The organism is Mycolicibacterium sp. ND9-15, from assembly GCF_035918395.1.
Classification (GTDB): Bacteria; Actinomycetota; Actinomycetes; order Mycobacteriales; family Mycobacteriaceae; genus Mycobacterium.
Window position 1 is genome coordinate 2,729,423 of the sequence record NZ_CP142362.1, and the last position, 25,136, is coordinate 2,754,558.

Consider the following 25,136-nt stretch of genomic DNA (forward strand, 5'->3'; position numbering starts at 1 on the left):
GGTCATGATTGAGCGGCTCGATGATGGTGGTTTGCGAGAGCTATCGCAACGCAGTGACGCACTGGGCGTGTTGTCCGTCTATGTGAACGCCGACCAGCGGCACGACCCTAACCTGCAAGCAACCGGCATCGACCTGAGAAATCGGTACCGGGAACTGCAGCGCCGGGTGAGCCAGGATGCCGACGCGGATAAGCGCCGCAACGTGGGTGCGGCGCTCGAGCGACTCTGGCCCCAGATCGAAACCCTGGCAGTTGCGGGAAAGTCGGGCCGGGGCCGCATCGCGTTCGCAGCTTTGGGAAGTGACTGGATCATGCGACTCGAGAGCCAGATGCCGGTCGGTAACCGGGTCGTGCTGGACAGCGGCCCGTTCATCCACCCGCTCCTCGAGCTTCTCGACGAAGGTCGCCGGGCTGGTGTCGTCGTTGTGTCCGGCGATGCGGCCCGGCTGCTCGAGTGGCGACTCGGCTCGTTGCGGGAGCTGAGCCGGCTGGCGCAGGAGTACATCGAGGCGCCGCACGAGCGTGCCGGGCAGATCGGCGGCGGACCGGCCGGGCAGTTCAACACTCCGGTGCGCGAACAACGCCAAGCCCGGGAGCGCGACCGGAGTCAGCGGTTCTTGGACCAGGTGACCCACGTGGCTGCCGAACTCTCCCGCGAGCGCGGTTGGGAGCGGATCCTCGTCAGTGGTGAGGAGCGCTGGACGCAGACAATCGTCCCGAAGTTTCCGCAGGACCTGCGCGACCGTGTATTCGTCGACCCCCGCATTCTGAATGGGTTCGATGACGCTGAACTGGCGGCGGCGATCACCGAATGGGTTCATGCGCAGCACAAGGAGCGCGAGAGTCACCTCTTGGCGCAAGTGCGCGCCGCCGCCGGGACGGGACTCGGAGCGCTGGGCTTGTCCGAGGTGGCTGCGGCCTTGAACGCCGGAAGGGTCGCACACCTGGTGTACGACCCTGAGGTTCGGTATGTGGGAACGGTTGGGCGAGACGGCGCACTCTATGGCGGTGACGAGCGTGGCACGAGTCCAGAGGCCACACCGGAACCCCGACTGACGGAACGGTTGGTCGAGCGAGCCCTTCAAACGGGCGCGCGGATCAGTCCCGTCGAGGGGGCCGCCGGTGGCACCCTCGGCGAGGCTGCCGGCGTGGGTGCCCTCCTGCGCTGGTAACGCGTGCTGAACGTTCGGCTGGGACAGACATGTGCGGCCGTGACCCGCTGACGGTTCCGCAGGTCCGCTCTCACTCGTCGAACCCTTCGCCCCAGGTGTGCACGGGTTCGTTGCTGTGCATCCGCACCCCGTACCGGCGCAGCATCTCCGCGAGTGCCGCGGGCCGCGCCATCCCGCGTTCCTGCAGCGCGCGCACCGTCGCGACCTGCCACGTGGCGCCGTTGCGACCGGCCTTGGCGCGGCCTTCGATCACCCCCAGATAGCGGTCGCGGACCTCGGCCGCGACCTCCCAGCGCCGCAGGCCGTCGTCGGCCATCGGCAACAGCTGGCGTAGTACCAACTCGTCGGCGGTCACCTCGCCGAAGCCCGGCCAGTACAGCCGGGCGTCCATGCCGTGCTGGGCTGCTTCGACGAAATTATGTTCTGCCGCAGCAAAACTCATCTTCGTCCACAATGGACGGTCCTCCTCGGACAGGGTGCGTAGCGCGCCGTAGTAGAACGCGGCGTTGGCCATCATGTCGACCACGGTCGGGCCTGCGGGCAGCACACGGTTCTCCACCCGCAGGTGCGGACGGTCGTTCACGACGTCGTACACCGGCCGGTTCCACCGGTAGATGGTGCCGTTGTGCAGGCGCAACTCCGACAGCATCGGGGTGCGGCCCTCGGCGAGCTCACGGATCGGGTCCTCGTCGGACAACTCCGGCAGCAGCGACGGGAAGTAGCGCACGTTCTCCTCGAACAGGTCGAAGATGGACGTGATCCAGCGTTCGCCGAACCAGACGCGCGGACGGACACCCTGCGCCTTGAGCTCATCGGGCCGGGTGTCGGTGGCCTGGGCGAACAACTCGATACGCGTCTCGGCCCACAGTTCATGACCGAAGAAGTACGGGGAGTTGGCGCCCAGCGCGAGTTGCGGACCGGCCAGCACCTGGGCGGCGTTCCAGTTCTGCGCGAATTCGGTGGGCGACACCTGTAGGTGCAACTGCATGCTGGTGCACGCGGATTCCGGCGCGATTGTCGCGGTCTGCAGGCTCAGCCGCTCCGGCCCGACGATGTCGATCAGGATGTCCTCGCCCCGGGCGGTGAAGATCGAGTCGTTGAGCGCCTGATAACGCGTCGACTCGCTCATCCACCGGCCCGCCAGGTGCTCGGGCAGCAACGTCGGCAGGATCCCGACCATCACGATGTGCGCGTCGTGACGGTTGGCTTTCGTCTCGGCCGCGTTCAGGCTTTCGCGCACCTCGGCTTCGAGCTCGAGCGCCGCCCGCCCGGGCAGCCGCCGCGGGGGGACGTTGAATTCGATGTTGTATGCGCCCAATTCCGTTTGGTATGCCGGATCGGCGATCGCCTGAAGCACCTCGGAGTTGCTCATCGCGGGCTGGTAGGCCGAGTCGACCAGATTGCACTCGATCTCCATGCCGGTCAGCGGCCGTTCGAATTCGAAGCTGGACTGGGCGAGCATTGTCTCGAAGACGTCGAGGCACTGCTGGACCTTGCGGCGGTACTCCCGGCGTTGCGCGCTGCTGTAGCCGGTGCCCTTCACTTCCTCGCCCACACTGCCATTGTCGGCGAGCGCCCGCGTTTGCATCCGGACACGCCGCGATTGGTCGACATTTCGCGGTCGTTCGCGGCCCCGCGAGCGCGCTCGCCGGGCGTTCCTGCATAAAGCCCGCCGCGGCGGGTAGTTCAGGACGATGGACGTCACCGTCACCTTCATCGGCAATGCCACCACGCTGATCTCCGGTAGCCGGCATAACGGCGATGAGCGCTCGCGCGAAGAGCAGATAACGCTGTTGACTGACCCGAACTTCTTGCACCGGGGCCAGCACGCATACCTGGGGTACGGTCTGCTGTCCAAGCGGCTACACGGGCCTGCGCTCGACATCGACCAACTGCCCGCACTCGACGCGGTGGTGCTGTCGCACATGCACGGCGACCACTGGGACCGGGTGTCGCAAAGTCGGCTCGACCATGCGTTGCCGATTCTGACCACACCGCACGCCGCCAAACGGCTGGCCCGCCGCGGCTTCGGCCGGGCCGTGGCGCTGAAGACCTGGCAGCACCACGAGCTCACCATGGGCGCGGTATCCGTCAAAGTCACCTCGCTGCCCGGCCGACACGGGCCGAGCCCTGTCGACCGGGTGCTGCCACCCGTGATGGGCAGCATGATCGAGTTCTCCGACGGGACGGCGCGCCGCCGCCTCTACATATCCGGGGACACCTTGATGATCGACGAACTAAGAGAAATACCAGTGCGATTCGAGTCGATCGACGTCGGTGTTCTGCACCTGGGCGGCACCCGGCTGCCGTTCGGTCGGCACCTGCCGTTCGGGCTGACGGTCACGATGGACGGCCGCCAGGGCGCCGACGTCGTCGAGTTGCTCGACCTGCCGAAGATGATCCCGGTGCACTTCGACGACTACGGGGTGTTCGCTTCACCGCTGTCCGACTTCGTCGAACAGATGAAGCGACGTGGGCTGTCGGACCGGATCATCGAATTGGAACGCGGTTCGTCGGTCACCGTTTGACCCGCGGCAAGGTGGGCAGGCGGGAGAGTCATCGACCGATCCGAAGGACTCACCCATGACCGACGTCTCCTCGATACCCTCCGATTCCGACGACACCCGCGACATCCTCACCGACCGCCAGGGCCACCCCGTCTCCGACAACCAGAACCAGCGCACCATCGGCGCCCGTGGACCGGCGACGATGGAGAATTACCACTTCCTGCCAAGCTCTTCTCGGAGGCGGGCAAACGCACCCGATCTGGCGATCCGGTTCTCGACGGTGATCGGCCGGTGTCAAGAGCCTGACCGAAGCCGATGCGGCAGCGGTCCAGGCCACCGAACTCGGCAGCGCCACCAAGGATCTCTACGAGAGCATCGAACGAGGTGACTTTCCCGAGTGGGAGCTGCTCGTGCAGATCATGAGCGACGACGACCACCCCGAGCTCAACTGGGATCCGCTCGACGACACCAAGGTGTGGCCGGAGAACGACTTCCCGCCCAAGCTCGTCGGCCGAATGGTCCTCAACCGCAACGTCGACAACTTCTTCAACGACAACGAGCAGATCGCGCTGGGCACCGGCGTGCTCGTCGATGGGTTGGAGTTCTCCGACGACAAGGTGTTGGTGGGCCGCACCTTCTCCTACTCCGACACCCAGCGCTACCGAGTCGGGCCCAACTACCCTCAGCTGCCGGTCACCCAGCCCAAGAACGCCAAAGTGTCGACGAACCAGCAGGGCGGCCCATGCAGTACGGAGTCGACAACATCGGCGCCCATGTGAACTACGAGCCGTCGATCACCGGCGGCCTGCGCGAAGCGGTGGCTGCGACGCCCGACGAAGTGGGCCCGAAGATCTCAGGACGGTTGACGCGCAAGCGAATTCCGCGGACCAACGATTACGAGCAGGCCGGCCAACGCTACCAGTTGATGGAGCAGTGGGAGAAGCACGACCTGGTGGCCAACTTCGTCACCAACATCTCCGAGGCCACCCGCGAGGTGCAGGAACGAATGGTGTGGCACTTGTTCATGTGTGACGACGAGTTGGGCCTGCGCGTCGGTGAGGGACTGGGCATCTCGGTCGACGACGTCCGCGACCTGGAACCGCTGAAGTCGCAGACACTCACGGAGGACGAGGAGCAGCGCAGGCAGAATTTCGGCAAGAATGGCCCGAGGGACGTCGAGGGGTTGAAGATGACCCATTGCGTGCCGAACGAACGCGTGGTCAAGGCGTCGTAACCCAACCCCGAACCGGCATACTGGCCCGGTGACCTCGCCGCCGGACGACGTCGACCAGGGTGGGCTCGAACAGGTTTCGAGGGTCGACCGCGTCGCGTCGCTCACGGGAATCCGGGCTGTCGCCGCTCTGCTCGTGATGGCCACTCACGCCGCGTACGGCACCGGTGCGCTCAACCGCGGTTATCTGGGCCTGGTTTTCGCGCGCATGGAGATCGGCGTCGCGATCTTCTTCGTGCTCTCGGGGTTCCTGCTGTTCAACGCGTGGGTCCGCGCGGTCGCGACCGGTGCGGCGCCGCCGCGGGTGCGGCGGTATGCGCGCAGCCGTGTGCGGCGGATCATGCCGGCCTACGCGGTGACGGTGCTGCTGGTCTACGCCGTCTACGAGTTCCGGCACATCACTCCGAATCCCGGCCACACCTGGCACGGTCTGCTGCGCAACCTCACCCTCACTCAGATCTACAGCGGGAACTACATCACCGCATTCATGCATCAGGGCCTGACCCAGATGTGGAGTCTGGCGGTCGAAGTCGCGTTCTACGCGGCGCTGCCTGTGCTCGCGTACCTCTTGCTCGTGACCCTGTGCCGGCGGCAGTGGCGACCAACAGCGCTGCTGGCGGGGCTGGCGGCGTTGGGTGCGCTGAGCCCGCTGTGGCTCGTCGTCATGCACACGACGGAGTGGTTACCCAACGGTGCAGGATTGTGGCTTCCGCACTATCTGGTGTGGTTCGTCGGTGGTATGACGTTATCGGTCCTGGCCCACAAGGGTATTCGCTGCTATGCCATGCTCGCGGTGCCGCTCGCGGTGGTGGCGTACCTGGTGGTGGCCACACCGATAGCAGGTCGGACGGACGCACCGGCGCTCGACTTGAGTGAGGACGTGGCGAAGGTGCTGTTCTACGCGGCGATCGCGACGTTGGTCGTGGCGCCGTTGGCGCTTGGTGACACCGGCTGGTATTCGCGGATTCTGGGCAGTCGGCCGATGGTGTGGCTCGGCGAGATCTCCTATGAGATCTTCCTGCTCCACGTGGTCGTGATGGAGATCGCGTTGGTTTCGGTGCTTCGGTGGCCCGTGTACACCGGATCGGTGGTGGTGCTGTTCGTCGTCACCTTGGCGATGACGATCCCGGTCGCGTGGCTCCTGCATCGGTGGACGCGCCCGCGCAGGTGAGCCGGGGTTTGGCGGGTACAAACTCGGGTATCACCGTCTGCGTGAGGCTGATTGGGGCTCTGCTGGTACGGCATCCGGGTCTGTACGACTTGCTCGATGCCCTCATCGAGTTCGGCTATCAGCGCTGGTCGCCGGATCGCGACGCATCCGCACCGCCGCGTCGCGCCACCACGATCTGAGGGCTCAACGGCCCTCCGCGCAAGTCGATCTCGATCGCGGGGTCGGCGTAGGCTGCCAACGCGCGTAGCGCCGACCGGCTATAGGTTCGCAGCGAGCTGATCACGCCGTCGTGCGCGAACGGCAGCAGCGGAGCGAACGGAAGCATCGACGCCAAGCGCGCGAGATGAAGCGGCGACGGTGGCCGCGGCAGGTCGATGATCACCAGCGTGTCGGCTACCCGGGTGCCTTCGGCGAACACCCGCGCGGCCCGCGACGGCGCCAGGTGATGAAACGACTGCGCGAAAACCGCGAGATCGAACGAACTGTCGGGCGCGTCGATGTCCGTGGCGTCCATCTGGCGGACCGTCGCGCGGGGGTCCTGCCCGAGGTCGCCTGCGGCCATCGCTGCCACCGCTGCCTCGTCGACATCGGTGACGGTCAACCGTGCCGTCGGATGCCAGTCGAGCAGCTTGCTCGACAACCTGCCGTGGCCTGCGCCGAGTTCGAGGATCTCGGGGTCCGCGACATCCTCGATTTCGGCGAGCGCGATCTCGGCGAACCTCTCGGTGCTGCCGAACAGTTCACCGGTGAACTCCAGCGCGCGGATCACGCTGCGCTTGCGTGCGACGTCGGCGGGGTCGACGGAGTCGCGGTCCAGGTACTCGGGGCGGTCGGTTTCAAGGAGTCGGTCCAGACACGACGCGTCGGGCCCGCCGCGGGGCATGCGGTCAATTTTGGATGTCGCCGGCCTTCCGGCTCCACTCTTGGATGTCGCCGGCCTTCCGGCTCCACTCTTGGATGTCGCCGGCCTTCCGGCTCCACTTTTGGATGTCGCCGGCCTTCCGGCTCCGAAGTCCGCGGGCGTCCTGGCCATGTAGTCCATGATGGACGACGACTGCCGTCGAGAGGGGAGCAAGAGCTTGGCCGAATTCGTTGCCGCGATCGACCAGGGCACCACGAGTACCCGGTGCATGATCTTCGACCACGATGGCACCGAGGTCGGTCGCCATCAACTCGAGCATGAGCAGATCCTGCCGAAGGCGGGCTGGGTCGAGCACAACCCCGTCGAGATCTGGGAGCGCACCGCCGCGGTCATCATGTCGGCGCTGAACAAGACGAACCTGTCGGCCACCGACCTCGCGGCGCTGGGTATCACCAACCAGCGCGAGACGACGCTGGTGTGGAACCGCAAGACCGGACGGCCGTACTACAACGCGATCGTGTGGCAGGACACCCGCACCGACCGCATCGCCTCGGCGCTGGACCGCGACGGTCGCGGAGACGTGATTCGTCATAAGGCCGGCCTGCCGCCCGCGACCTACTTCTCCGGCGGCAAGGTGCAGTGGATTCTGGAGAACGTCGACGGCGTCCGTGAGGCCGCGGAAATGGGCGACGCGCTCTTCGGCACCGCCGACTCGTGGGTGCTGTGGAACCTGACCGGCGGGACCCGCGGCGGCGTGCACGTCACCGACGTCACCAATGCCAGCCGCACCATGCTGATGAACCTGGAGACACTCGACTGGGACGACGAACTGTTGGGGTTCTTCGGGATTCCGCGGCGGATGCTGCCCGACATCAAACCTTCGTCGTACCCCGAGTCCTACGGCATCACCCGAGACGACGGTCCCGTCGCCGGCCAGGTGCCGCTGACCGGGATACTCGGCGATCAGCAGGCGGCGATGGTGGGGCAGGTGTGTCTGAGCGCGGGGGAGGCCAAGAACACCTACGGCACCGGCAATTTCCTGCTGCTGAACACTGGCGAGAAGATCGTACGTTCGCAGAACGGTTTGCTGACCACCTTGTGTTATCAGTTCGGGGATGCGAAACCCGTTTACGCACTGGAGGGTTCGATCGCGGTCACCGGTTCGGCGGTGCAGTGGCTACGCGACCAGCTGGGAATCATCAGCGGCGCCGCGCAGAGCGAGGCGTTGGCGCGTCAGGTCGACGACAACGGCGGCGTGTACTTCGTGCCCGCCTTCTCTGGATTGTTCGCTCCGTACTGGCGCTCGGATGCGCGCGGCGCGATCGTCGGGCTGTCGCGGTACAACACCAACGCGCATCTGGCACGTGCCACACTCGAGGCGATCTGCTACCAGAGTCGCGATGTCGTCGACGCGATGGAAGCCGACTCGGGCGTGCACATGGAGGTCCTCAAGGTCGACGGTGGCATCACCGCCAACGACCTGTGCATGCAAATCCAGGCCGACGTGCTGGGCGTCGACGTGGTCAAGCCGGTCGTCGCCGAGACCACGGCCCTGGGGGCGGCGTATGCCGCCGGTCTGGCCGTCGGGTTCTGGGACGATCCCGACGACCTGCGCGCCAACTGGCAAGAGGGCAGGCGCTGGACGCCGTCATGGACTGAGGAGCAGCGCGAAAGCGCTTACGCCGGTTGGCAGAAGGCGGTCCAGCGCACGCTCGACTGGGTCGACGTCGAGTGATTTCGGTGTCGACTTCGATCACCCGCCGAGCGCCTGCTTCATGGTCGCGGGCTGGCCGAAACACACCGCCCGGCCTATCCCGGCAAGGCGTTTACTCGGACTCGCCGAGGATGCCGTAGATGTCGCGGCGCGCGTTGTTGATGATCTCGACGATCCGCTGCTGCTGCTCCTCGTCGGCGGCGTAGGACGACTGTGCGACGGCACCAGTCAGCTGGGCCACGGCACTCTGGAGGTTGGCATGGCCGGGCTCCACGCTGTCGGCGATCTCCTCCCACGGCGGGGTCTCGATCTTGTCGGCGGCCGCGCGTCCTTCGTCGGTGAGCTCGAAGAGCTTCTTGCTGCCGTCGCTTTCAGTTGCCGCGATGAGACCCTCATCGACGAGTAGCTGCAGGGTCGGATACACCGACCCGGGGCTGGGGCGCCACAGGTTCGCGGTGCGATCGGCGATCTCCTGGATCATCTCGTAGCCGTGCATGGGGCGCTCGGCCAGCAGTTTGAGGATCGCCGAGCGCACATCGCCGCGGCGGCCGCGGCCGCGACGTCGGCCACCGGCCATCCCGAAACCGGCGCGCGGGTCGAGACCGAGGTTGATGACGGGGATCGCGCCGAAACCGCGACCACCGGAGCCGCCCGAGCCCGCGTCGTGTTGACGGAGGTGCTCACGAACTTGTTCGCGGAATTCGCGGTGGGCGCGCCGGGCCTGGCGCCACTGATCCTGCAGGACGTGGCGGTCGAGGGGGATGAAGCTAAGGCCGCCGAAAGGTTGAGTGAAGCCACCGGGCGGGGTGAATGGGTTGGTCATCAGCGTTCCTTGGACGGTGGGGAGCACCGAACGTGCCTCCGATGCGTTGACGATATATCGGCATCTATCGCGATGCAACGTCCGATTGCGGGCTCCGCGCGCTGATCGTCTGGATCACCGAGCGGGCCCACTCGGCCTGCATCGTGTTCATGCGCAGCCCGTAGTCCAGGGCTGCCAGGCCATATACCGACCCGGCGTCGTCGTCCCACTGAATCGAGTCGCGTAGCTCTTCCAGGCGCTCGACCTCGGCGTCGGCGCGCTCGGCCATCTCGGCCAGGTGCTCGCGCGCCTGCTCGGAGGGGATCTCGCCGAGCAGGAAGACGCGCAGCAGGCCGGCGCTGCGCAACGGCGGATCGTCTCGCGGGTTGGCGATCCAGCGGCTCAGTTCCGTTCGGCCGGCCTCGGTGATGCGGTACTCCTTACGACCCCGGGCGCCGATCGCGGAGACCTCGATCAACCCGGACTCGGCCAGCTTGTTCAGCTCCCCGTACAACTGGCTCTGCGTGGCGGGCCACACATTGGCCAACGAGTTCTCGAAGAGTCTCAGCAGGTCGTATCCGCTGCCCGGATGCTGAGCGAGCAGCCCCAGCGCGGCGATTCGCAAACTCACTGCCCGATAGTACCTCCACTCTTGACATGTCACTAGTGACATGTCAGGGTCGACGGAACAGACTCCCAAGGAGACCTCATGACCGAGACGACGGACTCGACCCTCTTCGGCGCCGACGACTTTTTCCGTCGCGGCAACTACGCGCCCGTCGCCGACGAACTCACCGAGTACGACCTGCCCGTGCAGGGCGCTATCCCGGACGAGATCGAGGGTTGGTACCTGCGAAACGGACCCAACCCACGCCAGGCCTCCGCGCATTGGTTCACCGGCGACGGCATGATCCACGGTGTCCGCATCGAGAACGGCCGGGCCAAGTGGTACCGCAACCGATGGGTGCGCACCGACAGCTTCATCTCCGATTTCCCGGTCTACAATGCCGACGGCACCCGTAACCTGCGGTCCAGCGTCGCCAACACCCACATCGTCAACCACGCGGGGAAGACGCTCGCGCTCGTGGAGTCCTCCCTGCCGTACGAGATCACCAACGACCTGAAGACGGTGGGCGCCTACGACTTCGGCGGCAAGCTCGTCGACTCCATGACCGCGCACCCCAAGATCTGCCCCGCCACCGGGGAACTGCATTTCTTCGGTTACGGCAACATCTTTGCGCCCCATGTCACCTACCACCGCGCCGACGCCAACGGTGAGTTGACCATCAACCGGCCGCTCGACGTGCCCGCGCTGACAATGATGCACGACTTCGCGCTGACCGCTTCGCGCGTCGTATTCATGGATTTGCCGATCGTCTTCGACCTCGATATCGCGATGAAGGGCAACGGTGACATGCCCTACCGCTGGGACGACGACTACGGCGCCAGACTTGGACTGCTGCGCCGCGACGACCCGTTCGGCGAGGTGCGGTGGTTCGACATCGACCCGTGCTACGTATTCCACGTTGCCAATGCCTACGATGACGGTGATTCGGTTGTGCTACAGGCGGTTCGGTACCCTGAGCTGTGGCGCGGAACCGGCGGATTCGAGGCCGACGGGGTGCTGTGGAGGTGGACGATCGACCTTGCCGCCGGCAGCGTCGCCGAACGCCAACTTGACGACCGTGCGGTCGAGTTCCCGCGCATCGACGACCGCCTGGCGACGCTGCCCGCCCGATACACGGTCGCGGTCGGCGACGGTCGCCTGGTGCGTTACGACCTGAACACCGGCGATGGAGTCGAGCATGCGTTCGGTTCTGCGGACGCCCCGGGCGGGCCGGGGGAGGCGGTGTTCGTACCGTCGAGTTCGGGTGCCGGCGACGAGAGCAGCGGGTGGTACCTCGGCTACGTCTACGACCCCACGCGCGACGGCAGCGACCTCGTCATCATCGACGCCGCCGACTTCGCGGCTCCGCCCGTCGCGAGGATCCAACTGCCGCAACGGGTTCCGTACGGCTTCCACGGCAACTGGATCGCGGGCTAGCTGGGCGGGGTGAAACCGCCCGGTGACGGCGGAACCGGCTGTCGCGGGCCGGGCCACGCGGGTGGTGGTGGCGGCATTGGCGCGGGTGTTGCCCCCAGCCGAGCCAGTTCCCTGCGGTGACGCTCGGCCAGCACCGCCGCGAGCACGTGTTGTGGCGGTGTCCCCGGTGGTGGCGGCGGTGAGATCTGCCCGATCACGTCGGTGGTGATCCGGTACGCCATCTGATCACGCACCCTAGGATCCAATTGCCCTGCGCGGGCGAGGAGCTGACGTGCCAGCTCGGCCTGTTCGGGACGCAGCCCGGAAAGTTGTAGCGACGATGCCCACCACGCAAGCTGCGGGGGCATCGGCGGTGGCGCAGACATTCGGGGTGCCCGCTCGCTGATCACCACGGTGCCCGCGAAGATGTCGCCGAGCCGTTTGCCCTTGGCCGACAACAAGCTGCAGATGACCGCGGGTCCGCCGGCGAGCATCCAAATTTCGATCACACCGGACAGCGCGCGAAAGAAGGCCTGCCGAAACCGTTCTGGACCACCGTCTTCGGACACCACCCGGAGCCTCATCGCGATCTTGCCCAGCGACCGGCCCCGGGTTGCGGTCTCGAACACGAGCGGATATCCCATCAGGGTGAGCACTGTGAAGATCATCAGGATGGCCGCCGACAGCGCCGGGTCGAACTGTGTGATCGTCAGGCTGAAGAGCAGTATCCCGGTGACATACAGCAAGAAGACGACGGTGATGTCGATGAGCGCCGCCACCGCGCGCACCGGCAGCTGGGCGATCTGAACATCGAGGACCACCGCGTCCCCGGTGACGACGGGTTCTTGCTGCCAGATCACAAGTTGTAACGCTACTAGGATTCGGGATGTGGATGTCGACGCGTTCGTGCTCACGCACCGCCCGACCTGGGACCGGCTGGAGCGGCTGATCAAGCGGCGGCGGCAACTCACCGGCGCCGAAGTCGACGAATTGGTCGACCTTTACCAGCGCGTGTCGACGCACCTTTCGATGGTGCGCGCCGTCTCCGCCGACCCCGTACTCGTCGGTCGGCTGTCGAGCCTGGTCGCACAGGCACGAAGCGTGGTGACCGGTGCGCACGCGCCGCTGTGGCGCGAGTTCGTCCGCTTCTGGACCGTGTCGTTCCCGGTGGTCGCCTACCGGGCCCGGTGGTGGTGGCTGGCCACGGCCGTCCTGTTCCTCGCCGTCACCGCCGTCATCGCGATGTGGGTTTCTGGCAGCTCGGAAGTGCGGGCCACCATCGGCACGCCCGATGAGATCACGCAAATGGTCGACAACGACTTCGCTGCGTACTACAGCGAGAACCCGGCCGGCTCGTTCGCACTGCAGGTGTGGGTGAACAACGCCTGGATCTCGTTGCAGTGCCTGGGCTTTGCGATCCTGCTCGGCATTCCGATCCCCTATGTGCTGTTACAGAACGCCGCCAATCTCGGCGTAGCGGCGGGGTTGATGTTCGGTGCGGGCAAGGGCGACATCTTCTTCGGGCTCATCACCCCGCACGGATTACTCGAACTCACCGCGGTGTTTCTGGCGGCCGCGGCGGGGATGCGGCTGGGGTGGTCGGTGATTGCGCCGGGCAACCGGTCGCGGGGGCAGGCGCTGGCCGAACAGGGCCGCGCGATCGGCGCGGTCGCGGGCGGACTGGTCGCGATGCTGTTGGTCTCGGGCCTGATCGAGGCGCTCGTCACACCGTCGCCGTTGCCGACTGCGGCGCGTATCGCCATCGGTGTGGCAGCCGAGATCGCCTTCCTCGCTTACGTCTTGCACTTCGGCCGCAAGGCCGAACGGGCCGGCGAAACCGGGGACGTCGAGGACGCGCCCGACGTGGTGCCGGTCGGTTAGAGCCGTCCGGTGGCTTTCAGTGCCAGGTAGCGGTCGGCCAATGCGGGCGCCAGCTCCTCGGGTGCGGCGTCGACCACGTCGACCCCGCTGCGCCGCAGCCGCGATGCGATCGCACGGCGGTCGTTGCGTGACCGTTCGGCCGCCGCGGCGTCGTAGACCTGAGGGGCGTCGGCACGGCCGGCAGCGATCACTTCGACCCGGGGATCGGCGACGGCGGCGACCATTACCGCGTGTTTGGCGGTCAGCCGTGGGAGCACGGTCATCAGGCCCTCGTCGAGTGCCGATGGGTTGAGGTCGGTGAGCAACACGACCAGCGCATGCCTGCGGACGCGGTGCTGCACCGCGGTGACCATCGCGCGCGCGTCGGATTCGATCAGCGCCGGCTCGATCGGGGCCATCGCCGCAACCAGCTGCGCAAGCAGTTCGGTGCGCGACGCGTTGAACACCGCGGCGCGGGTGACCCGGTCGTGGGCGAGGAAGTCGACGTGGTCGCCGGCCCGGGCCGCCAGCGCCGCCAGCAGCAACGCGGCATCCATCGACCAGTCCAGCCGCGGCCATCCGGACGGGTCGTCGGAGGTGGGGTCCACCCCGACGCGGCCGGCAGACGTGCGGCCGGTGTCGAGCACGATGACCACCCGCTGATCACGCTCGGGTCGCCACGTCCTGACCACCACGTCGGCCCGCCGGGCAGAGGCGCGCCAGTCGATCGACCTGACGTCGTCGCCGATGACGTACTCGCGCAGCGAGTCGAACTCGGTGCCCTGCCCGCGGATCAGAACAGGCGTATTGCCCTCGAGCTCACGCAGTTTGGCCAGCCGCGACGGAAGGTGCTTGCGCGACAGGAACGGCGGCAGGATGCGCACCCGCCACGGCACCCGGTGCGAGCTCTGCCGCCCGGCCAAACCGAGCGGTCCCGTCGCGCGCACCGTCACCAACGCGGAATCCTGGTCACCGCGGCGCACCGGCCGCAATGTCGTGCCGAGCCGGATTCGTTGACCGGTAGCCACATTCACCGGATGAACGCGGGGATCGGCTCGCGCGCTCGGCGACCAGGCGTCGCGTACGGCCCCCCTGATGCGACGCCGGCCGGCATTTTCGACCAGCAGCGTGGCCTCGACCTGCTGACCCAACCGCGCGGTGGTGTCTCCCGACCGGGTGAACCGCACATGACGGGTGTTGCCGGCCAGCATGGCGTCGAGCGCGACGAGCGCGATCAGTGCGGCCAGCAGCACGGTGAATGTCGCGGCCGGCCGGGGCGACACCGCGATCGGCAGGACGCAGATGAGTGCGACCAGCGCGGCGCGTCCGGTGAGGACCACTAGCGTGGCACCGGCACAGCTGCGAGGATGCCGTCGAGGACGCGGTCGGGGGTGGCGCCTTCCAGTTCGGCCTCCGGCCGAAGTTGAATGCGGTGGCGCAGGGTCGGGCGGGCCATCGCCTTGATGTCGTCGGGGGTGACGTAGTTGCGCCCCGACAACCACGCCCACGACCTGGCGGTCGCCAACAAGGCCGTCGCCCCGCGCGGCGACACACCCAGCTGCAAAGAGGGCGAATGCCTTGTCGCGGCCGCGATGTCGACGATGTAGCCGAACACCTCGTCGGCCACCAGCACCTGCTGCACAGCGGCACGTCCGGCGGCCAGCTCCGCCGCTCCGGCGACGGGCCGCACCGAGGACAAGTCCCTGGGGTCGAAGCCGTGCGCATGTCGCTGGAGAATCGCGACTTCCTGTTCCCGCGCCGGCAGCGGCACGTTGAGCTTGAGCAGGAACCGGTCCAGCTGCGCCTCGGGCAGCTGATAGGTGCCCTCGTACTCGATCGGGTTCTGCGTGGCGACGACGATGAACGGATCCGGCAGCGGGCGCGCCTCCCCTTCGACGCTGACCTGGCGTTCCTCCATGGCCTCCAGTAGCGCGGCCTGAGTCTTGGGTGGTGTCCGGTTGATCTCGTCGGCCAGCAACAGGTTCGTGAACACCGGTCCGGACCGGAACTCGAACTCGGCGGTGCGCGCGTCGTAGACAAGGGAGCCGGTGACGTCGCCGGGCATCAGGTCGGGAGTGAACTGCAGACGCTTGAAGTCCAATTGCAGCGCCGAGGCCAGCGTGCGTACCAGCAGTGTCTTGGCGACCCCGGGGACTCCCTCGAGCAGGACGTGGCCGCGGCACAACAGCGCGATCACCAGTCCGCTGACGACCGCGTCCTGTCCGACAACCGCCTTGGCGATCTCGGCGCGCAGCGCCAGCAGTGCGGTTCGGGCCGAATCGCTTCCGGGGGGCTGACTCACGAGCGTGCAACCTGCCTTTCGATGTCGTCGAGTTCACGGGCCAGGGTGACCAATTGGGTGTCGTCACCGGGTGGTGGACCAAATAGTATGTGCGCCAGGGCTTGTGGATGGAGCCCGCAGTGCGCAGAGACCGCCTGGACAACCGCGTCGGGGTCGGGGTCGATGTCGAGGCCGAGCCGGGGCTGCATGCGCTGCAGTGCGGCGGTGCGCAACGCGTCGGCCGCGCTGCCACGGGCCCGCCGCGAACGGTACAGGCGGCCGCGTCCTTCCACGGTTTCGGAGGCGCGTACCACGACCGGGAGCCGTTCGGCGACGAGTGGACCGATGCGGCGGCTCTTCCAGACCGCCAGCAACACCACCACCGCGACCAGCTGCCACAGGATCCAGCTCACGTGCTCCGGTGCGAGATCGAAAAGGGTTGCGCCACCGTCTGCTTCCCCTTCGGTGAATTGCGGTGCATACCAGATCATCCGTGGATTCGTACCTGCGAGGTTCATGGCGAGCGCGGCGTTGCCCTGTTTCAGCAATCCGCCATTGGTCATGAAATCCGAATTGCCGACCACCGTGATCTCCCGCCCGCCGGCGGTGTACCGGACCAGAGCGCCGTCGTAGCAGCGTGTGACGGCGGTGTCGTCGTCCGATGCTACGTAGGCGTCGCTGATCCCGAACTGCACAGCGCCGGCGCGGGTGGCCTCGCGCAGCTCGCAGTCGGGCCGCTCGCCGCCACCGAACGTGGTGGCCCCGCCCAGCTCGATCTGCGGCGCCAGCTTCTGGCGGGTGCGTGAGATCGGTTGCACCAGAAGACGGTTTCCTGGCAAGGCGGCCAACCGGTCGAGTATGTCGTCATCGACGAGGTGATAGGTCTGCACCACCACCAGCAGGGTGTCGGGCCGGGCGGCCGCCTCCACCGCGGCCACGTCGGGTGCCTCGACGGCATCGACGCCGTGCTCGCGCAGCAGCGTCATCAGGGCCCGCGTCCCGTCCGGGCCGGTGGAGTTCGGATCCATTCGGCCCCCTGGTCGGGGTGCGGTCAGGTAGGCGCTCAAGCTCGCGAACGCGACGATGACGGCCAGCGCCAGCAGTACCCAACGCGTAGCGCGCCATCGTTGGCGGACCGTCGGTTCCACGGCGGTCATCGGATTTCGGCCCAACCGTCGGATGCGGCGGGCGCGGCGGTCGTGGAGGTTGCCACCGGGGACCGCGACCCCACGTGGTCGTCGAGGTCGGCGATCAGCCGGTAGGCAGCCTCGCTGCCGGGTCGTTCGCCGTAGGTGACGTCATTGAAAGCGGTTGCTGCAGCGTACAGTTCGTCCACGAGGTGCGGAAACTCTCGGCCGCCGTCACGTGCGAGTTCGGTGGCGGTGCGGCCCGGTACCGGAACGAGGGCTCCGGTCTCCTCCAACTGGCGTGCAACGGCCCGCAACCGGTGCCGGATCGCTGCGGCCCAGTCCGCGGCGGCGGCGCATTGTTCGGCGGCGGCCCGATGCTGTGCCGCGGTCAGCTCATGGTCGCCGAACAACGTCTGCCCACGGCTACGAGCTGTTCGCATGGTCCGTCGCGCAATCCGGATCGCCACGACCACCGCGATCACCAACAGGATCAGCAGCACCGTGACCGTCACCCAGCCGCCGGGCACCGAGGCGCCCTTTACCGACAGGCGGTACAGCAAATCCTCGATCCAGCTGATGACCTGCTCGGACAGGGAGCCCTTGGGATATATCGGCTTTGCGAGTTCGCGCTGAGCAGCCGCGTGCGCGGCATCGCTGTCGATGTCTATCGTCGGCACGTCAGTTCTGGCGGATCAGCCACAGATGGTCGGTGGAGTCCGAGGGTGCGGCCGGTCCGTACCCGGCACCGGTCTGCAACACGAGGTCGAAGGCCTCTCGGCGGATGCGGCCATCGGTGTATTGCAGCGCCACCACGCCCGCGCTGAAGGGTGCGGTGATGATCTGGCCGATTGCACCCCCGACTGTCAACAGGATCAGGGCGAGCAGCGCGGCAGCCGTCGTCGCGGCCGACATCAGCACGATCTGCCCGGCGAGGCTGAACGGGAATGCCACCGCGCCCGCGACGAGTTGAGCGACGATCACCGCGAGCAGCCGGATACCCAACACCCGCCAGAAGTCCCGTTTGACCAACGTGAACGACCGCTGGACGGCGGCGACGATGTCGAGGCGCTCGAGCACGATGATGACGGGGGAGAAGGTCAGCATCGTACCCAGGTACACCAGCGCCGCAAACAACATCAGCGCCAACGGAATACCGATGACCACCGCTGCGGCGCCGCCCGCCGCGTACGCGATCCAGGCGACGACGCCGACGCCCAAAGCGATCAACAGCAGCGCGCCGAGCACCTCGAGGATGGTGAAGCCGATCAGCGCCCACAGCCGACCGCGAAGTCGTTGCCACGCTTCGCCGATGGTGATCCCGGAGCCGAAGACTGCCCTGCCGACGACCACGGTGAGCATCCCGCTCAGCAAGATCGACGCCAGCCCGCTCGCGACCGATCCGGCGAGGCTCGACATCATCGAACCGAGCAGCACGCCCGTCGACACCTCCTCTTCACCACTGAGCGAGGGGACCAGTTGCCCGCCGATGGCGAGAGGGCCGAGGGACAGGATCAGCGCGAGGAGTTGCGTGGCGACCACGACGATGGTGGTCAGGCCGAGCGTGGCTTTCGGATTCGCCCGGACGTAGCCGACCGCACCGTTGAAGATGTCGGACAGGCTCAGTGGGCGCAGCGGGATCACGCCTGGCTTGAGTGCGGGCGGGAGGTAACCCGGCGGCGTCCAGTAGCCCGGTGGCGCGTAGCCGGGCGGTGGCGAGTGCCCGGGCGGCGGGCCGTGCCCCGGTGGGGCATAACCGGGCGGCGGGTAACCCGGTGGTGGGTAGCCCGGCGGCGGCAGACCTGCGGGACCGGACCCGCCGGCGTCGGTGCTCATGGCCACCATCCTGTCGAGGACGGCGTGAATTGACAACGTCGTCGGGCGGTCGTGGCGATCGCGCGCGGCGTACGTTTGGCTCATGGCGGAACTCAAGGAGCGGTTGCGGGCCGACCTCACTGCTGCGATGAAGTCGCAGGACAAGTTGCGCACCGCGACCCTGCGCATGCTGCTGGCCGCGATCACCACCGAGGAGGTCTCGGGCAAGCAGTCGCGCGAACTCACCGACGGCGAGGTGCTCAAGGTCCTGGCCAGGGAGTCCAAGAAACGCGGTGAGGCCGCCGAGATCTACACCCAGAACGGGCGCGGTGAGCTGGCCGCCAACGAGCACGCCGAAGCACGCGTCATCGACGAGTACCTGCCGACGCCGCTGACCGAAGCCGAACTGGCCGATGTGGCCGACACCGCGATCGCACAGGTGGCCGAGGAGATCGGCGAGCGACCAGGTGCCAAGCAGATGGGGCTGGTGATGAAGGCCGCGACCGCAATCGCCGCCGGTAAGGCCGACGGCACCCGGCTTTCGGCGGCGGTGAAGGCCAGGCTGTAGCCGGGCGGCAATCGTTTTCACGGGTCAGACCCCGGGTACCCCCGACCCATGACTCGGTTCGGCTACACCCTGATGACAGAGCAGAGCGGGCCAAAAGAGCTTGTCCACTATGCGGTTTCGGCGGAGCACGTGGGTTTCGACTTCGAGGTGTCCTCCGACCACTACTTCCCGTGGCTGGCCGCGCAGGGACATGCGCCCTATGCGTGGTCGGTGTTGGGCGCCGTCGCACACGCCACTGAGCGTGTCGAGTTGTTCACCTACGTCACCTGCCCGACCATGCGCTACCACCCGGCGATCGTCGCGCAGAAGGCCGCCACGTTGCAGATCCTCGCCGACGGCCGCTTCACCCTCGGTCTGGGCAGCGGAGAGAACCTCAACGAGCACGTGGTCGGCATGCGCTGGCCGACGGTCGCGCGGCGCCAGGACATGCTGCGCGAAGCGATCCAGGTCATCCGCGAGCTGTTCACCGGCGAACTCGTCGACTGGAAGGGTGAGTACTTCGAGGTCGACTCGGCCCGGCTGTGGGACCTTCCGGAGACGCCGGTCGCCATCGCCACCGCGGTGTCCGGCGAGCGCTCGGTCGAGACCTTCGCCCCGCTCTCCGATCACCTGATCGCGACCGAACCCAAGAAGGAACTCGTCGATGCGTGGCACGACGCCAGGCGCGCGACCGGCCTGCCGGGAGAGGTGCGCGTCGTCGGTCAGATTCCGATCTGCTGGGACACCGACAAAGACGCCGCTGTGCGCCGCGCTCACGACCAGTTCCGGTGGTTCGGCGGCGGCTGGGCGGTCAACTCCGATCTGCCGACTACGGCCGGCTTCGACGGTGCGACGCAGTATGTGCGCCCCGAGGACGTCGCGGACTCCATCCCGTGCGGACCGGACCTCGATGCGATCGTCGAGGCGGTCAGCAAGTACTGGGAAGCCGGGTTCACCGATATCGCGCTGGTCCAGATCGGCGACGAGGGTCAGGAGCAGTTTCTGAAGGAAGCGGCAGCGCCGCTGTTGGAAAAGCTGCGCGCCGCATCGGGCTGATTCACCGTTTGACGGCCGCCCTCCCGGGTATTCCGCGCCGACCTGCCAATCACACAGCCCGGGAGGCCTGATGTTCACACACGACAAAGATCTTCAATTCGAGGTGCGCGTCGAGAAGCCGGACCCACGTTTCGCAACCCTGCTGCAGGAGCAGTTCGGCGGCGCCAACGGCGAACTCAAGGCCGCCATGCAGTACTTCACGCAGGCATTCGTGCTGCGCCAGAAGAACCCGAAGATGTATGACCTGTTCATGGACATCGCCACCGAGGAGTTCAGCCACCTCGAGATGGTCGGCTCACTGATCACCATGCTGCTCGACGGTCTCAACGACGACCTGAAGATGGCCAACGAACGCTGCGACTGGATGCCTGCGGTGGCCACCCGTGACGGTCGCGACGAGATCATCCACAGCGTCGCGGTCAACCCGTTGTACTTCACGCTCTCGGGCGGTGGACCCGATGTCAAGGACTCCGCCGGCGTTCCGTGGCAGGGCACGTTCGTCAATGCCAACGGCGATCCGACCGTCGACCTGCGAAGCAATTTGGCCGCGGAGTCACGGGCCAAAATCGTCTACGAGTATCTCAAGCAATTCACCGACGATCCAGGTGTGCAGGACACCTTGACGTTCCTGATGACCAGGGAAGTGGCGCATTTCCAGCAGTTCACCGCGGCGCTCAACGAACTGCCGGTGAACTTCCCGCCCGGCCAGCTACCCGGCGACGATCGCTTCCAGAACGTGGCGTTCAACATGTCCAACGGGCAGGGCTCGGCGCGCGGCCCGTGGAATGAGGGTCAGGGTCCGTGGCCCGAGGGCATGGAATGGGAGTACGTCGAAAAGCCCAACCAACAGTGGCTCGGTACCAAGAAGCGGGAGAACAAGGGCGCCGAGCGCTGCCCGAACGGTCAGCCCGCCGTGCAGGGCGAAAAGCCGTTCACCCACGAACAGCACACGGCGACAAGTTAGTCGCCGCGCAGGCGGTCAGTGCTGCTGCGGATCCGGCGGGTTGTCGGCTTCGCGGCCACTGGCTGCATCGCGCAAGTGGTCCATCACCGCGGCGCCGAGGCCCATCGTCTTCTGCACGACCGAGCTGCCCGGGGTGCCCGGATGCGGCCGGGTCGGGGCGATCTTCTTGGCGGCCTCGAGCTTCTCACCGATCTTCTCGCGCTCCTCGCGATCGACCGCCGCCTCGAACGCCGGCCATACCACGTCCTGTTCGTAAAGGATGTGCTCACGGCCGACCTTGACGAATTCGGCGAGTGCATCGTGGTATTCGGGGTCGCCGGGTTCCTTGTCCTCGAGGATCTGAAGCAGTTGTTTGCCGGTCTGCTCCTGAGCGATGGCTTCGTCGACGAGGCCGTCGCCGATCGCATCGTGCACCGCGGGCCAGAAGACCTGCTCCTCGATCGCCTCATGCTGAGACTCCGCGATGATCAAGTTGGTTACCATGGTGCGCAGGCCGCTCATCTCGGCGCCGGTGCCAGACGGCGCGCCGTCGAGAACTTCGAGCACGCCGAGCACGCTCTTGTGGTCTTCACGCAGAAACGTCAACGCGTCCATATTTTCCGAACCTTTCGGGCTGTCGGGGGTCGGACAATCCGCGGCGCATACCCCTGTGCCCGCGGTTGAAACGCTGGATCGACGGGTAGCTCACCGAGAGACGAAAGGACCGATATGCCTACCGGTAAAGGGATCTACGACGACGACGACGCCGACGAGCGGGACAAGCGCAAGGCACAACGCACGGGACCGAAGGACGAGGGCCGCGAGGGCGGCATGGCGACCCGAGAGAACGCCCCCGACGTCGCCGAGACCGGCGGCGAGCCTACCGCCTGAATCACTCGGCGTTTCGACCCTGTCTGCTTCGCTTGTAGGCCGACCGCCGGAAGTCGCCGAGCCACCGCGGCGCCAGTTCCACCTCGGGGTCACTGTGCATGGTGGGGTCGAAGGCGATGTCGTCACAGCTGGGGTCGACGTGGCGAAGCGTCAACCGGGCCAGCGGGCGAAACGCGTCGGCACCCGGCGCCTGCTCGATGTTGAAGGTGATCCCCGTCGAGTGGATCTGGTCTTCGACGGCGGCCAGCGACAAGCCCCGCGCCTCGATCCGCGTAGCCAGGCGGGCACGCACCCACCACAAGTCGTCGTGATATCGCAGCGGCATCAGGCTGGAGAACATCGCACCGGACCACGACAGTACCGGTGCCAGCCCGACGCGGGTCCCGGCAAACGTCGACGCCAGCAACACGTCCCACGGACTGCAGGACCGCAGATCCGGCGGTGGCGGGATTCGCCACGCCAGGCCGGCGACGTCGGGAGAGGCACCCGGTAGACCGACTCCCTTGGAAACGCGGGCGAGGACGTCACAGGAGTTCATCGGCAACCCCTCGTGCTCGGAGGCGATACGCTCGAAGATCCCTTCGGCCATCACCCCAGACGGGTGGAACAGCCGACTGTTACGGATGGCGGCACCCAAGCGGATCGGCAACGCGGCGATATCGGAGGCTTGCACGGTAGTCGTGTGCCCACACGATGACCCGGCAAAACGATTACCGACGTTTAGCGAGCCGAAGACCGGGCATTTATTCACGGCAGCGCTGCAGTGCCGCAGCGCAGGACTTTGTCGAGAGGCCGATGTGACAACCGCATACACCGACGTCCGCAACCCCGTAATCGCGGACCAGGGCGTCTACGCCCCACAGGAAGATTCGCGACTGCTCATCGAGGTCATGGACGACGTCGGGCTGGCGCGGGGACGGCATGTGGTCGACTTGTGCACCGGAAGCGGCGTCGTCGCCATCGGCGCCGCCGAGCAGGGTGCCGCATCGGTGACCGCACTCGACATCTGTGCTCGTGCGGTGCGGTGTGCGCGGGCCAACGCAGTGGCTGTCGGCGTTGATATCGACGTACACCTCGGATCGTGGGCGCGGGCAGCAGAATTCGGTCCGTTCGATCTGATCGTGTGCAATCCGCCGTACGTACCGCATGATCCGACCGGCGCGTGCGATCCGCTTCCGGCCCATGTGGGACCGCCGCGCGCGTGGGACGCCGGCTGCGACGGCCGACTTGTGCTCGATCCGCTGTGCGCCGCCGCGTCCGAGATTCTTGACCATGGCGGGAGCCTGCTGTTGGTGCAATCGGAGTTCGCCGGTCCGCGTCAGACGCTCGGTGCGCTGGCCAGCGTCGGGCTCGACGCCGAAATCGTTGCACGGCAGTGGATTCCCTTTGGCCCCGTGCTGACGTCACGCGCCGAGTGGCTCGAGGAGATGGGCCGTCTCGAACCGGGCCGCCGCGAGGAAGAACTGCTCGTGATCCGAGCGGACAAGCCGTGAGCGGCACCGAACCTCGGACCGTGCGAGTGGTGCCGAACGGCCCGCTGATGGTGCAGGGCCCGGTTCGCATCGAGATGCCCGACGGGCAGGTTGTGGAATCGGATCGGTTCATGGTGGCGATCTGCACCTGCCGGCGCAGCAAGGATTATCCGATGTGCGACACCAGTCATCGGTGCCGCAAGCGCAGCGAGCCGTCAGTCCAGAGGTCGGCGTAGCGACGAGCGGTTATCGGTCCAGCAGCTCATCAAGTGCTGGGCCAACCGCTCCTCGACGACATCGCGCGCCCGGATGCCGAACACGACGTCGCGGTCCAGATGCGGTTCCCTGGCGACCAGATCGCCGACGACGTCGGTGCGCACCACCTGCTCGTGCACGGCATCGGCCACCACGTGCTCCTGGTAGAACGCGACGCACGCGTCCGGGGCGCCCATGCGGCGCAACGCCTCCACCAACCGTCGTGATCCGGGCGACGAGGTGATCTCCGTCGATGCGAAGTGCCCGATCGAGGCGCCGCGCAATTCGCGGTGTAAACCGAACAGTGACATCAAGTTCACCGAAGCCAACGCGTCGGCGGGCACGTTGTCGAGGTATTCGAGGTAGGACGAGTCGAGGCCCGCCGCCTCCATCAGCTCGCCGTACAGATGCTGGTGCACGTGTTCTCCCCGGCCGCCGCCGAACTCGTCGAACTCGACCGCGACGAAGGCGGCTTTGGAATGTCCGACCAGACGCGGAATGGTCCATGCGTGCGGGTCGCCTTCTTTGAGGTGGTACACCGAGCGGTGCACGAAGTATTCGAGCATCTGCTCCCAGGTGCCTTTGTCGCGCAGGTAGTACGACGGGCCCTCGCCCTCGACGGGTTCGATAGACAGCTTGTCCATCTCGGCTTCGGCGGTGTCGCCCTCGGCGATCTCGCCGACCTCCTGGCGCACCGCGGACAGGAACGTCTCCTCGAGCCTGCCGCGCAGGTGCAGCAGCGACGGATTCCACTCCCACCGAGGGTTGACGCCGGCGAAACCGCGGTAGTGCAACTCGTAGCAGACGTAGAGGGTCAGTTGGAGGTCCAAGCCGTAGGGGTCAGCCTCTAGGACGGGCACGTCGATGGGCCGGACGTGCAGGGCGGCGCGATCGCGCCGGAGGAGGTCGATGACGGTGGCGGACAATGGCCCGACGGCCTTCGGCAGGGCGGGCTCGACTAGCGTCGACGGAAGCGTCACGCTCTCATCATTACCCCTGTCCCCGCCGGTCAAACCCGTTTTCGGCGGACAGGAAGCCATTGAGGCGATGCTTTCGCAGTCGGGGTGGCGGGATTTGAACCCACGACCTCTTCGTCCCGAACGAAGCGCGCTACCAAGCTGCGCCACACCCCGCGTGAAGCCACGACAGCGTATCGCACCGGCGGGCGGCTAAGCCAAACGCCTTCCGGCGAGGCCTGCATGGCTTCGCGACTTCTGCGCCAGGGCGGTGATTCGCGCCGCGCCACGACCCTTCCGCAGATTTCGGCGTCGGGCCGCGCCTCCGGAAACGGGTTCGAGACCGACTTCGCGACACGCCGCGGGAAGCAAGGACTTGTCGGCGGCGTTGTCCATCATGAGAACAGCAATCGACGAAGCGAGGACGAGATGACCGGCCTTGGCGCATCCCT

27 protein-coding genes and 1 tRNA gene are annotated in these 25,136 nt (G+C 66.8%); 14 read left to right on the plus strand and 14 right to left on the minus strand.

Annotated elements, in window-relative coordinates; genetic code table 11:
* Positions 1 to 31: 31 nt before the first annotated feature.
* On the plus strand, positions 32 to 1,171 hold the full coding sequence (locus tag QGN32_RS13340; protein WP_326544865.1) for an MSMEG_1130 family ribosome hibernation factor: 1,140 nt from the start codon (positions 32 to 34) through the stop codon (positions 1,169 to 1,171).
* Positions 1,172 to 1,241: 70 nt separating this feature from the next.
* On the opposite strand, the gene QGN32_RS13345 is transcribed toward QGN32_RS13340, so the two are convergent.
* Complete coding sequence (locus QGN32_RS13345; protein ID WP_326544866.1) at positions 1,242 to 2,726, minus strand: glutamate-cysteine ligase family protein; 1,485 nt, start codon at positions 2,724 to 2,726, stop codon at positions 1,242 to 1,244.
* A gap of 139 nt (positions 2,727 to 2,865) precedes the next feature.
* Between QGN32_RS13345 and QGN32_RS13350 the strand changes: the two genes are divergently transcribed.
* The 4 genes from QGN32_RS13350 (at position 2,866) to QGN32_RS13365 (ending at position 6,080) form a co-directional block, all read left to right on the plus strand.
* On the plus strand, positions 2,866 to 3,699 hold the full coding sequence (locus tag QGN32_RS13350; RefSeq protein ID WP_326544867.1) for an MBL fold metallo-hydrolase: 834 nt from the start codon (positions 2,866 to 2,868) through the stop codon (positions 3,697 to 3,699).
* A 281-nt stretch (positions 3,700 to 3,980) separates the two neighbouring features.
* Entirely contained in the window at positions 3,981 to 4,457 is a 477-nt protein-coding gene (locus QGN32_RS13355) for a catalase (protein ID WP_326549057.1), read from the plus strand.
* Positions 4,421 to 4,912, plus strand: coding sequence for a catalase-related domain-containing protein (locus QGN32_RS13360; RefSeq protein ID WP_326544868.1), 492 nt, complete (start codon positions 4,421 to 4,423; stop codon positions 4,910 to 4,912). The genes QGN32_RS13355 and QGN32_RS13360 overlap by 37 nt, the downstream gene beginning before the upstream one ends.
* Before the next feature lie 28 nt (positions 4,913 to 4,940).
* Positions 4,941 to 6,080, plus strand: coding sequence for an acyltransferase family protein (locus tag QGN32_RS13365; RefSeq protein WP_326544869.1), 1,140 nt, complete (start codon positions 4,941 to 4,943; stop codon positions 6,078 to 6,080).
* 118 nt (positions 6,081 to 6,198) lie between these two features.
* Here the strand turns inward: QGN32_RS13365 and QGN32_RS13370 are convergent, their stop codons facing one another.
* Complete coding sequence (locus tag QGN32_RS13370) at positions 6,199 to 6,963, minus strand: class I SAM-dependent methyltransferase (RefSeq protein ID WP_326544870.1); 765 nt, start codon at positions 6,961 to 6,963, stop codon at positions 6,199 to 6,201.
* Between the two features lie 196 nt (positions 6,964 to 7,159).
* Here QGN32_RS13370 and glpK point away from each other — a divergent pair, with 196 nt between their 5' ends.
* A complete protein-coding gene (gene glpK / locus QGN32_RS13375) occupies positions 7,160 to 8,677 on the plus strand; it encodes a glycerol kinase GlpK (protein ID WP_326544871.1) in 1,518 nt (505 codons plus the stop codon).
* Positions 8,678 to 8,768: 91 nt separating this feature from the next.
* On the opposite strand, the gene QGN32_RS13380 is transcribed toward glpK, so the two are convergent.
* Entirely contained in the window at positions 8,769 to 9,479 is a 711-nt protein-coding gene (locus tag QGN32_RS13380; RefSeq protein ID WP_326544872.1) for a PadR family transcriptional regulator, read from the minus strand.
* A 64-nt stretch (positions 9,480 to 9,543) separates the two neighbouring features.
* Positions 9,544 to 10,089, minus strand: a complete 546-nt coding sequence (locus tag QGN32_RS13385; protein WP_326544873.1) for a PadR family transcriptional regulator — start codon at positions 10,087 to 10,089, stop codon at positions 9,544 to 9,546.
* 78 nt (positions 10,090 to 10,167) lie between these two features.
* Here QGN32_RS13385 and QGN32_RS13390 point away from each other — a divergent pair, with 78 nt between their 5' ends.
* A complete protein-coding gene (locus QGN32_RS13390) occupies positions 10,168 to 11,502 on the plus strand; it encodes a carotenoid oxygenase family protein (RefSeq protein WP_326544874.1) in 1,335 nt (444 codons plus the stop codon).
* Here the strand turns inward: QGN32_RS13390 and QGN32_RS13395 are convergent.
* Positions 11,499 to 12,341, minus strand: a complete 843-nt coding sequence (locus QGN32_RS13395) for an RDD family protein (RefSeq protein ID WP_326544875.1) — start codon at positions 12,339 to 12,341, stop codon at positions 11,499 to 11,501. The genes QGN32_RS13390 and QGN32_RS13395 overlap by 4 nt on opposite strands.
* A 28-nt stretch (positions 12,342 to 12,369) precedes the next feature.
* On the opposite strand from QGN32_RS13395, the gene QGN32_RS13400 reads away from it, so the two are divergent.
* Positions 12,370 to 13,362 (plus strand): stage II sporulation protein M, encoded by a 993-nt coding sequence (locus tag QGN32_RS13400; RefSeq protein WP_326544876.1) that lies wholly within the window; start codon positions 12,370 to 12,372, stop codon positions 13,360 to 13,362.
* On the opposite strand, the gene QGN32_RS13405 is transcribed toward QGN32_RS13400, so the two are convergent.
* The 5 genes from QGN32_RS13405 to QGN32_RS13425 are packed head-to-tail and all read right to left on the minus strand — an operon-like array spanning position 13,359 to position 18,585.
* Positions 13,359 to 14,681 (minus strand): DUF58 domain-containing protein, encoded by a 1,323-nt coding sequence (locus tag QGN32_RS13405; RefSeq protein WP_326544877.1) that lies wholly within the window; start codon positions 14,679 to 14,681, stop codon positions 13,359 to 13,361. The genes QGN32_RS13400 and QGN32_RS13405 overlap by 4 nt on opposite strands.
* Positions 14,681 to 15,643 (minus strand): AAA family ATPase, encoded by a 963-nt coding sequence (locus QGN32_RS13410; protein WP_326544878.1) that lies wholly within the window; start codon positions 15,641 to 15,643, stop codon positions 14,681 to 14,683. Before QGN32_RS13410 ends, QGN32_RS13405 begins: the two co-directional genes overlap by 1 nt.
* On the minus strand, positions 15,640 to 16,779 hold the full coding sequence (locus QGN32_RS13415) for a DUF4350 domain-containing protein (protein WP_326544879.1): 1,140 nt from the start codon (positions 16,777 to 16,779) through the stop codon (positions 15,640 to 15,642). The genes QGN32_RS13410 and QGN32_RS13415 overlap by 4 nt, the downstream gene beginning before the upstream one ends.
* Positions 16,776 to 17,429 (minus strand): DUF4129 domain-containing protein, encoded by a 654-nt coding sequence (locus QGN32_RS13420; RefSeq protein WP_326544880.1) that lies wholly within the window; start codon positions 17,427 to 17,429, stop codon positions 16,776 to 16,778. The genes QGN32_RS13415 and QGN32_RS13420 overlap by 4 nt, the downstream gene beginning before the upstream one ends.
* A gap of 1 nt (position 17,430) precedes the next feature.
* Positions 17,431 to 18,585: a hypothetical protein gene (locus QGN32_RS13425; protein ID WP_326549058.1), complete on the minus strand. Its 1,155-nt coding sequence runs from the start codon at positions 18,583 to 18,585 to the stop codon at positions 17,431 to 17,433.
* 82 nt (positions 18,586 to 18,667) lie between these two features.
* Between QGN32_RS13425 and QGN32_RS13430 the strand changes: the two genes are divergently transcribed.
* The 3 genes from QGN32_RS13430 (at position 18,668) to QGN32_RS13440 (ending at position 21,131) form a co-directional block, all read left to right on the plus strand.
* Positions 18,668 to 19,132 carry a GatB/YqeY domain-containing protein gene (locus QGN32_RS13430; protein WP_326544881.1) on the plus strand — a complete coding sequence of 155 codons (465 nt, stop codon included), beginning with the start codon at positions 18,668 to 18,670 and terminating at the stop codon, positions 19,130 to 19,132.
* Positions 19,133 to 19,180: 48 nt separating this feature from the next.
* A complete protein-coding gene (locus QGN32_RS13435) occupies positions 19,181 to 20,167 on the plus strand; it encodes an LLM class F420-dependent oxidoreductase (protein ID WP_326544882.1) in 987 nt (328 codons plus the stop codon).
* A 70-nt stretch (positions 20,168 to 20,237) separates the two neighbouring features.
* Complete coding sequence (locus tag QGN32_RS13440) at positions 20,238 to 21,131, plus strand: manganese catalase family protein (RefSeq protein WP_326544883.1); 894 nt, start codon at positions 20,238 to 20,240, stop codon at positions 21,129 to 21,131.
* 15 nt (positions 21,132 to 21,146) lie between these two features.
* On the opposite strand, the gene QGN32_RS13445 is transcribed toward QGN32_RS13440, so the two are convergent.
* Positions 21,147 to 21,725, minus strand: coding sequence for a hemerythrin domain-containing protein (locus QGN32_RS13445; protein WP_326544884.1), 579 nt, complete (start codon positions 21,723 to 21,725; stop codon positions 21,147 to 21,149).
* 114 nt (positions 21,726 to 21,839) lie between these two features.
* On the opposite strand from QGN32_RS13445, the gene QGN32_RS13450 reads away from it, so the two are divergent.
* Positions 21,840 to 22,001: a hypothetical protein gene (locus QGN32_RS13450; protein WP_326544885.1), complete on the plus strand. Its 162-nt coding sequence runs from the start codon at positions 21,840 to 21,842 to the stop codon at positions 21,999 to 22,001.
* Position 22,002: 1 nt separating this feature from the next.
* Here the strand turns inward: QGN32_RS13450 and QGN32_RS13455 are convergent, their stop codons facing one another.
* A complete protein-coding gene (locus QGN32_RS13455) occupies positions 22,003 to 22,674 on the minus strand; it encodes a phosphodiesterase (RefSeq protein WP_326544886.1) in 672 nt (223 codons plus the stop codon).
* A 124-nt stretch (positions 22,675 to 22,798) separates the two neighbouring features.
* Between QGN32_RS13455 and QGN32_RS13460 the strand changes: the two genes are divergently transcribed.
* Complete coding sequence (locus tag QGN32_RS13460; protein ID WP_326544887.1) at positions 22,799 to 23,494, plus strand: HemK2/MTQ2 family protein methyltransferase; 696 nt, start codon at positions 22,799 to 22,801, stop codon at positions 23,492 to 23,494.
* Positions 23,491 to 23,709 carry a CDGSH iron-sulfur domain-containing protein gene (locus QGN32_RS13465; RefSeq protein ID WP_326544888.1) on the plus strand — a complete coding sequence of 73 codons (219 nt, stop codon included), beginning with the start codon at positions 23,491 to 23,493 and terminating at the stop codon, positions 23,707 to 23,709. Before QGN32_RS13460 ends, QGN32_RS13465 begins: the two co-directional genes overlap by 4 nt.
* Here the strand turns inward: QGN32_RS13465 and QGN32_RS13470 are convergent.
* On the minus strand, positions 23,689 to 24,708 hold the full coding sequence (locus QGN32_RS13470) for an iron-containing redox enzyme family protein (protein WP_326544889.1): 1,020 nt from the start codon (positions 24,706 to 24,708) through the stop codon (positions 23,689 to 23,691). The two genes, QGN32_RS13465 and QGN32_RS13470, sit on opposite strands and share 21 nt — an antisense overlap.
* 79 nt (positions 24,709 to 24,787) lie before the next feature.
* A tRNA-Pro gene (locus tag QGN32_RS13475) sits at positions 24,788 to 24,861 on the minus strand.
* Between the last annotated feature and the right edge of the window lie 275 nt (positions 24,862 to 25,136).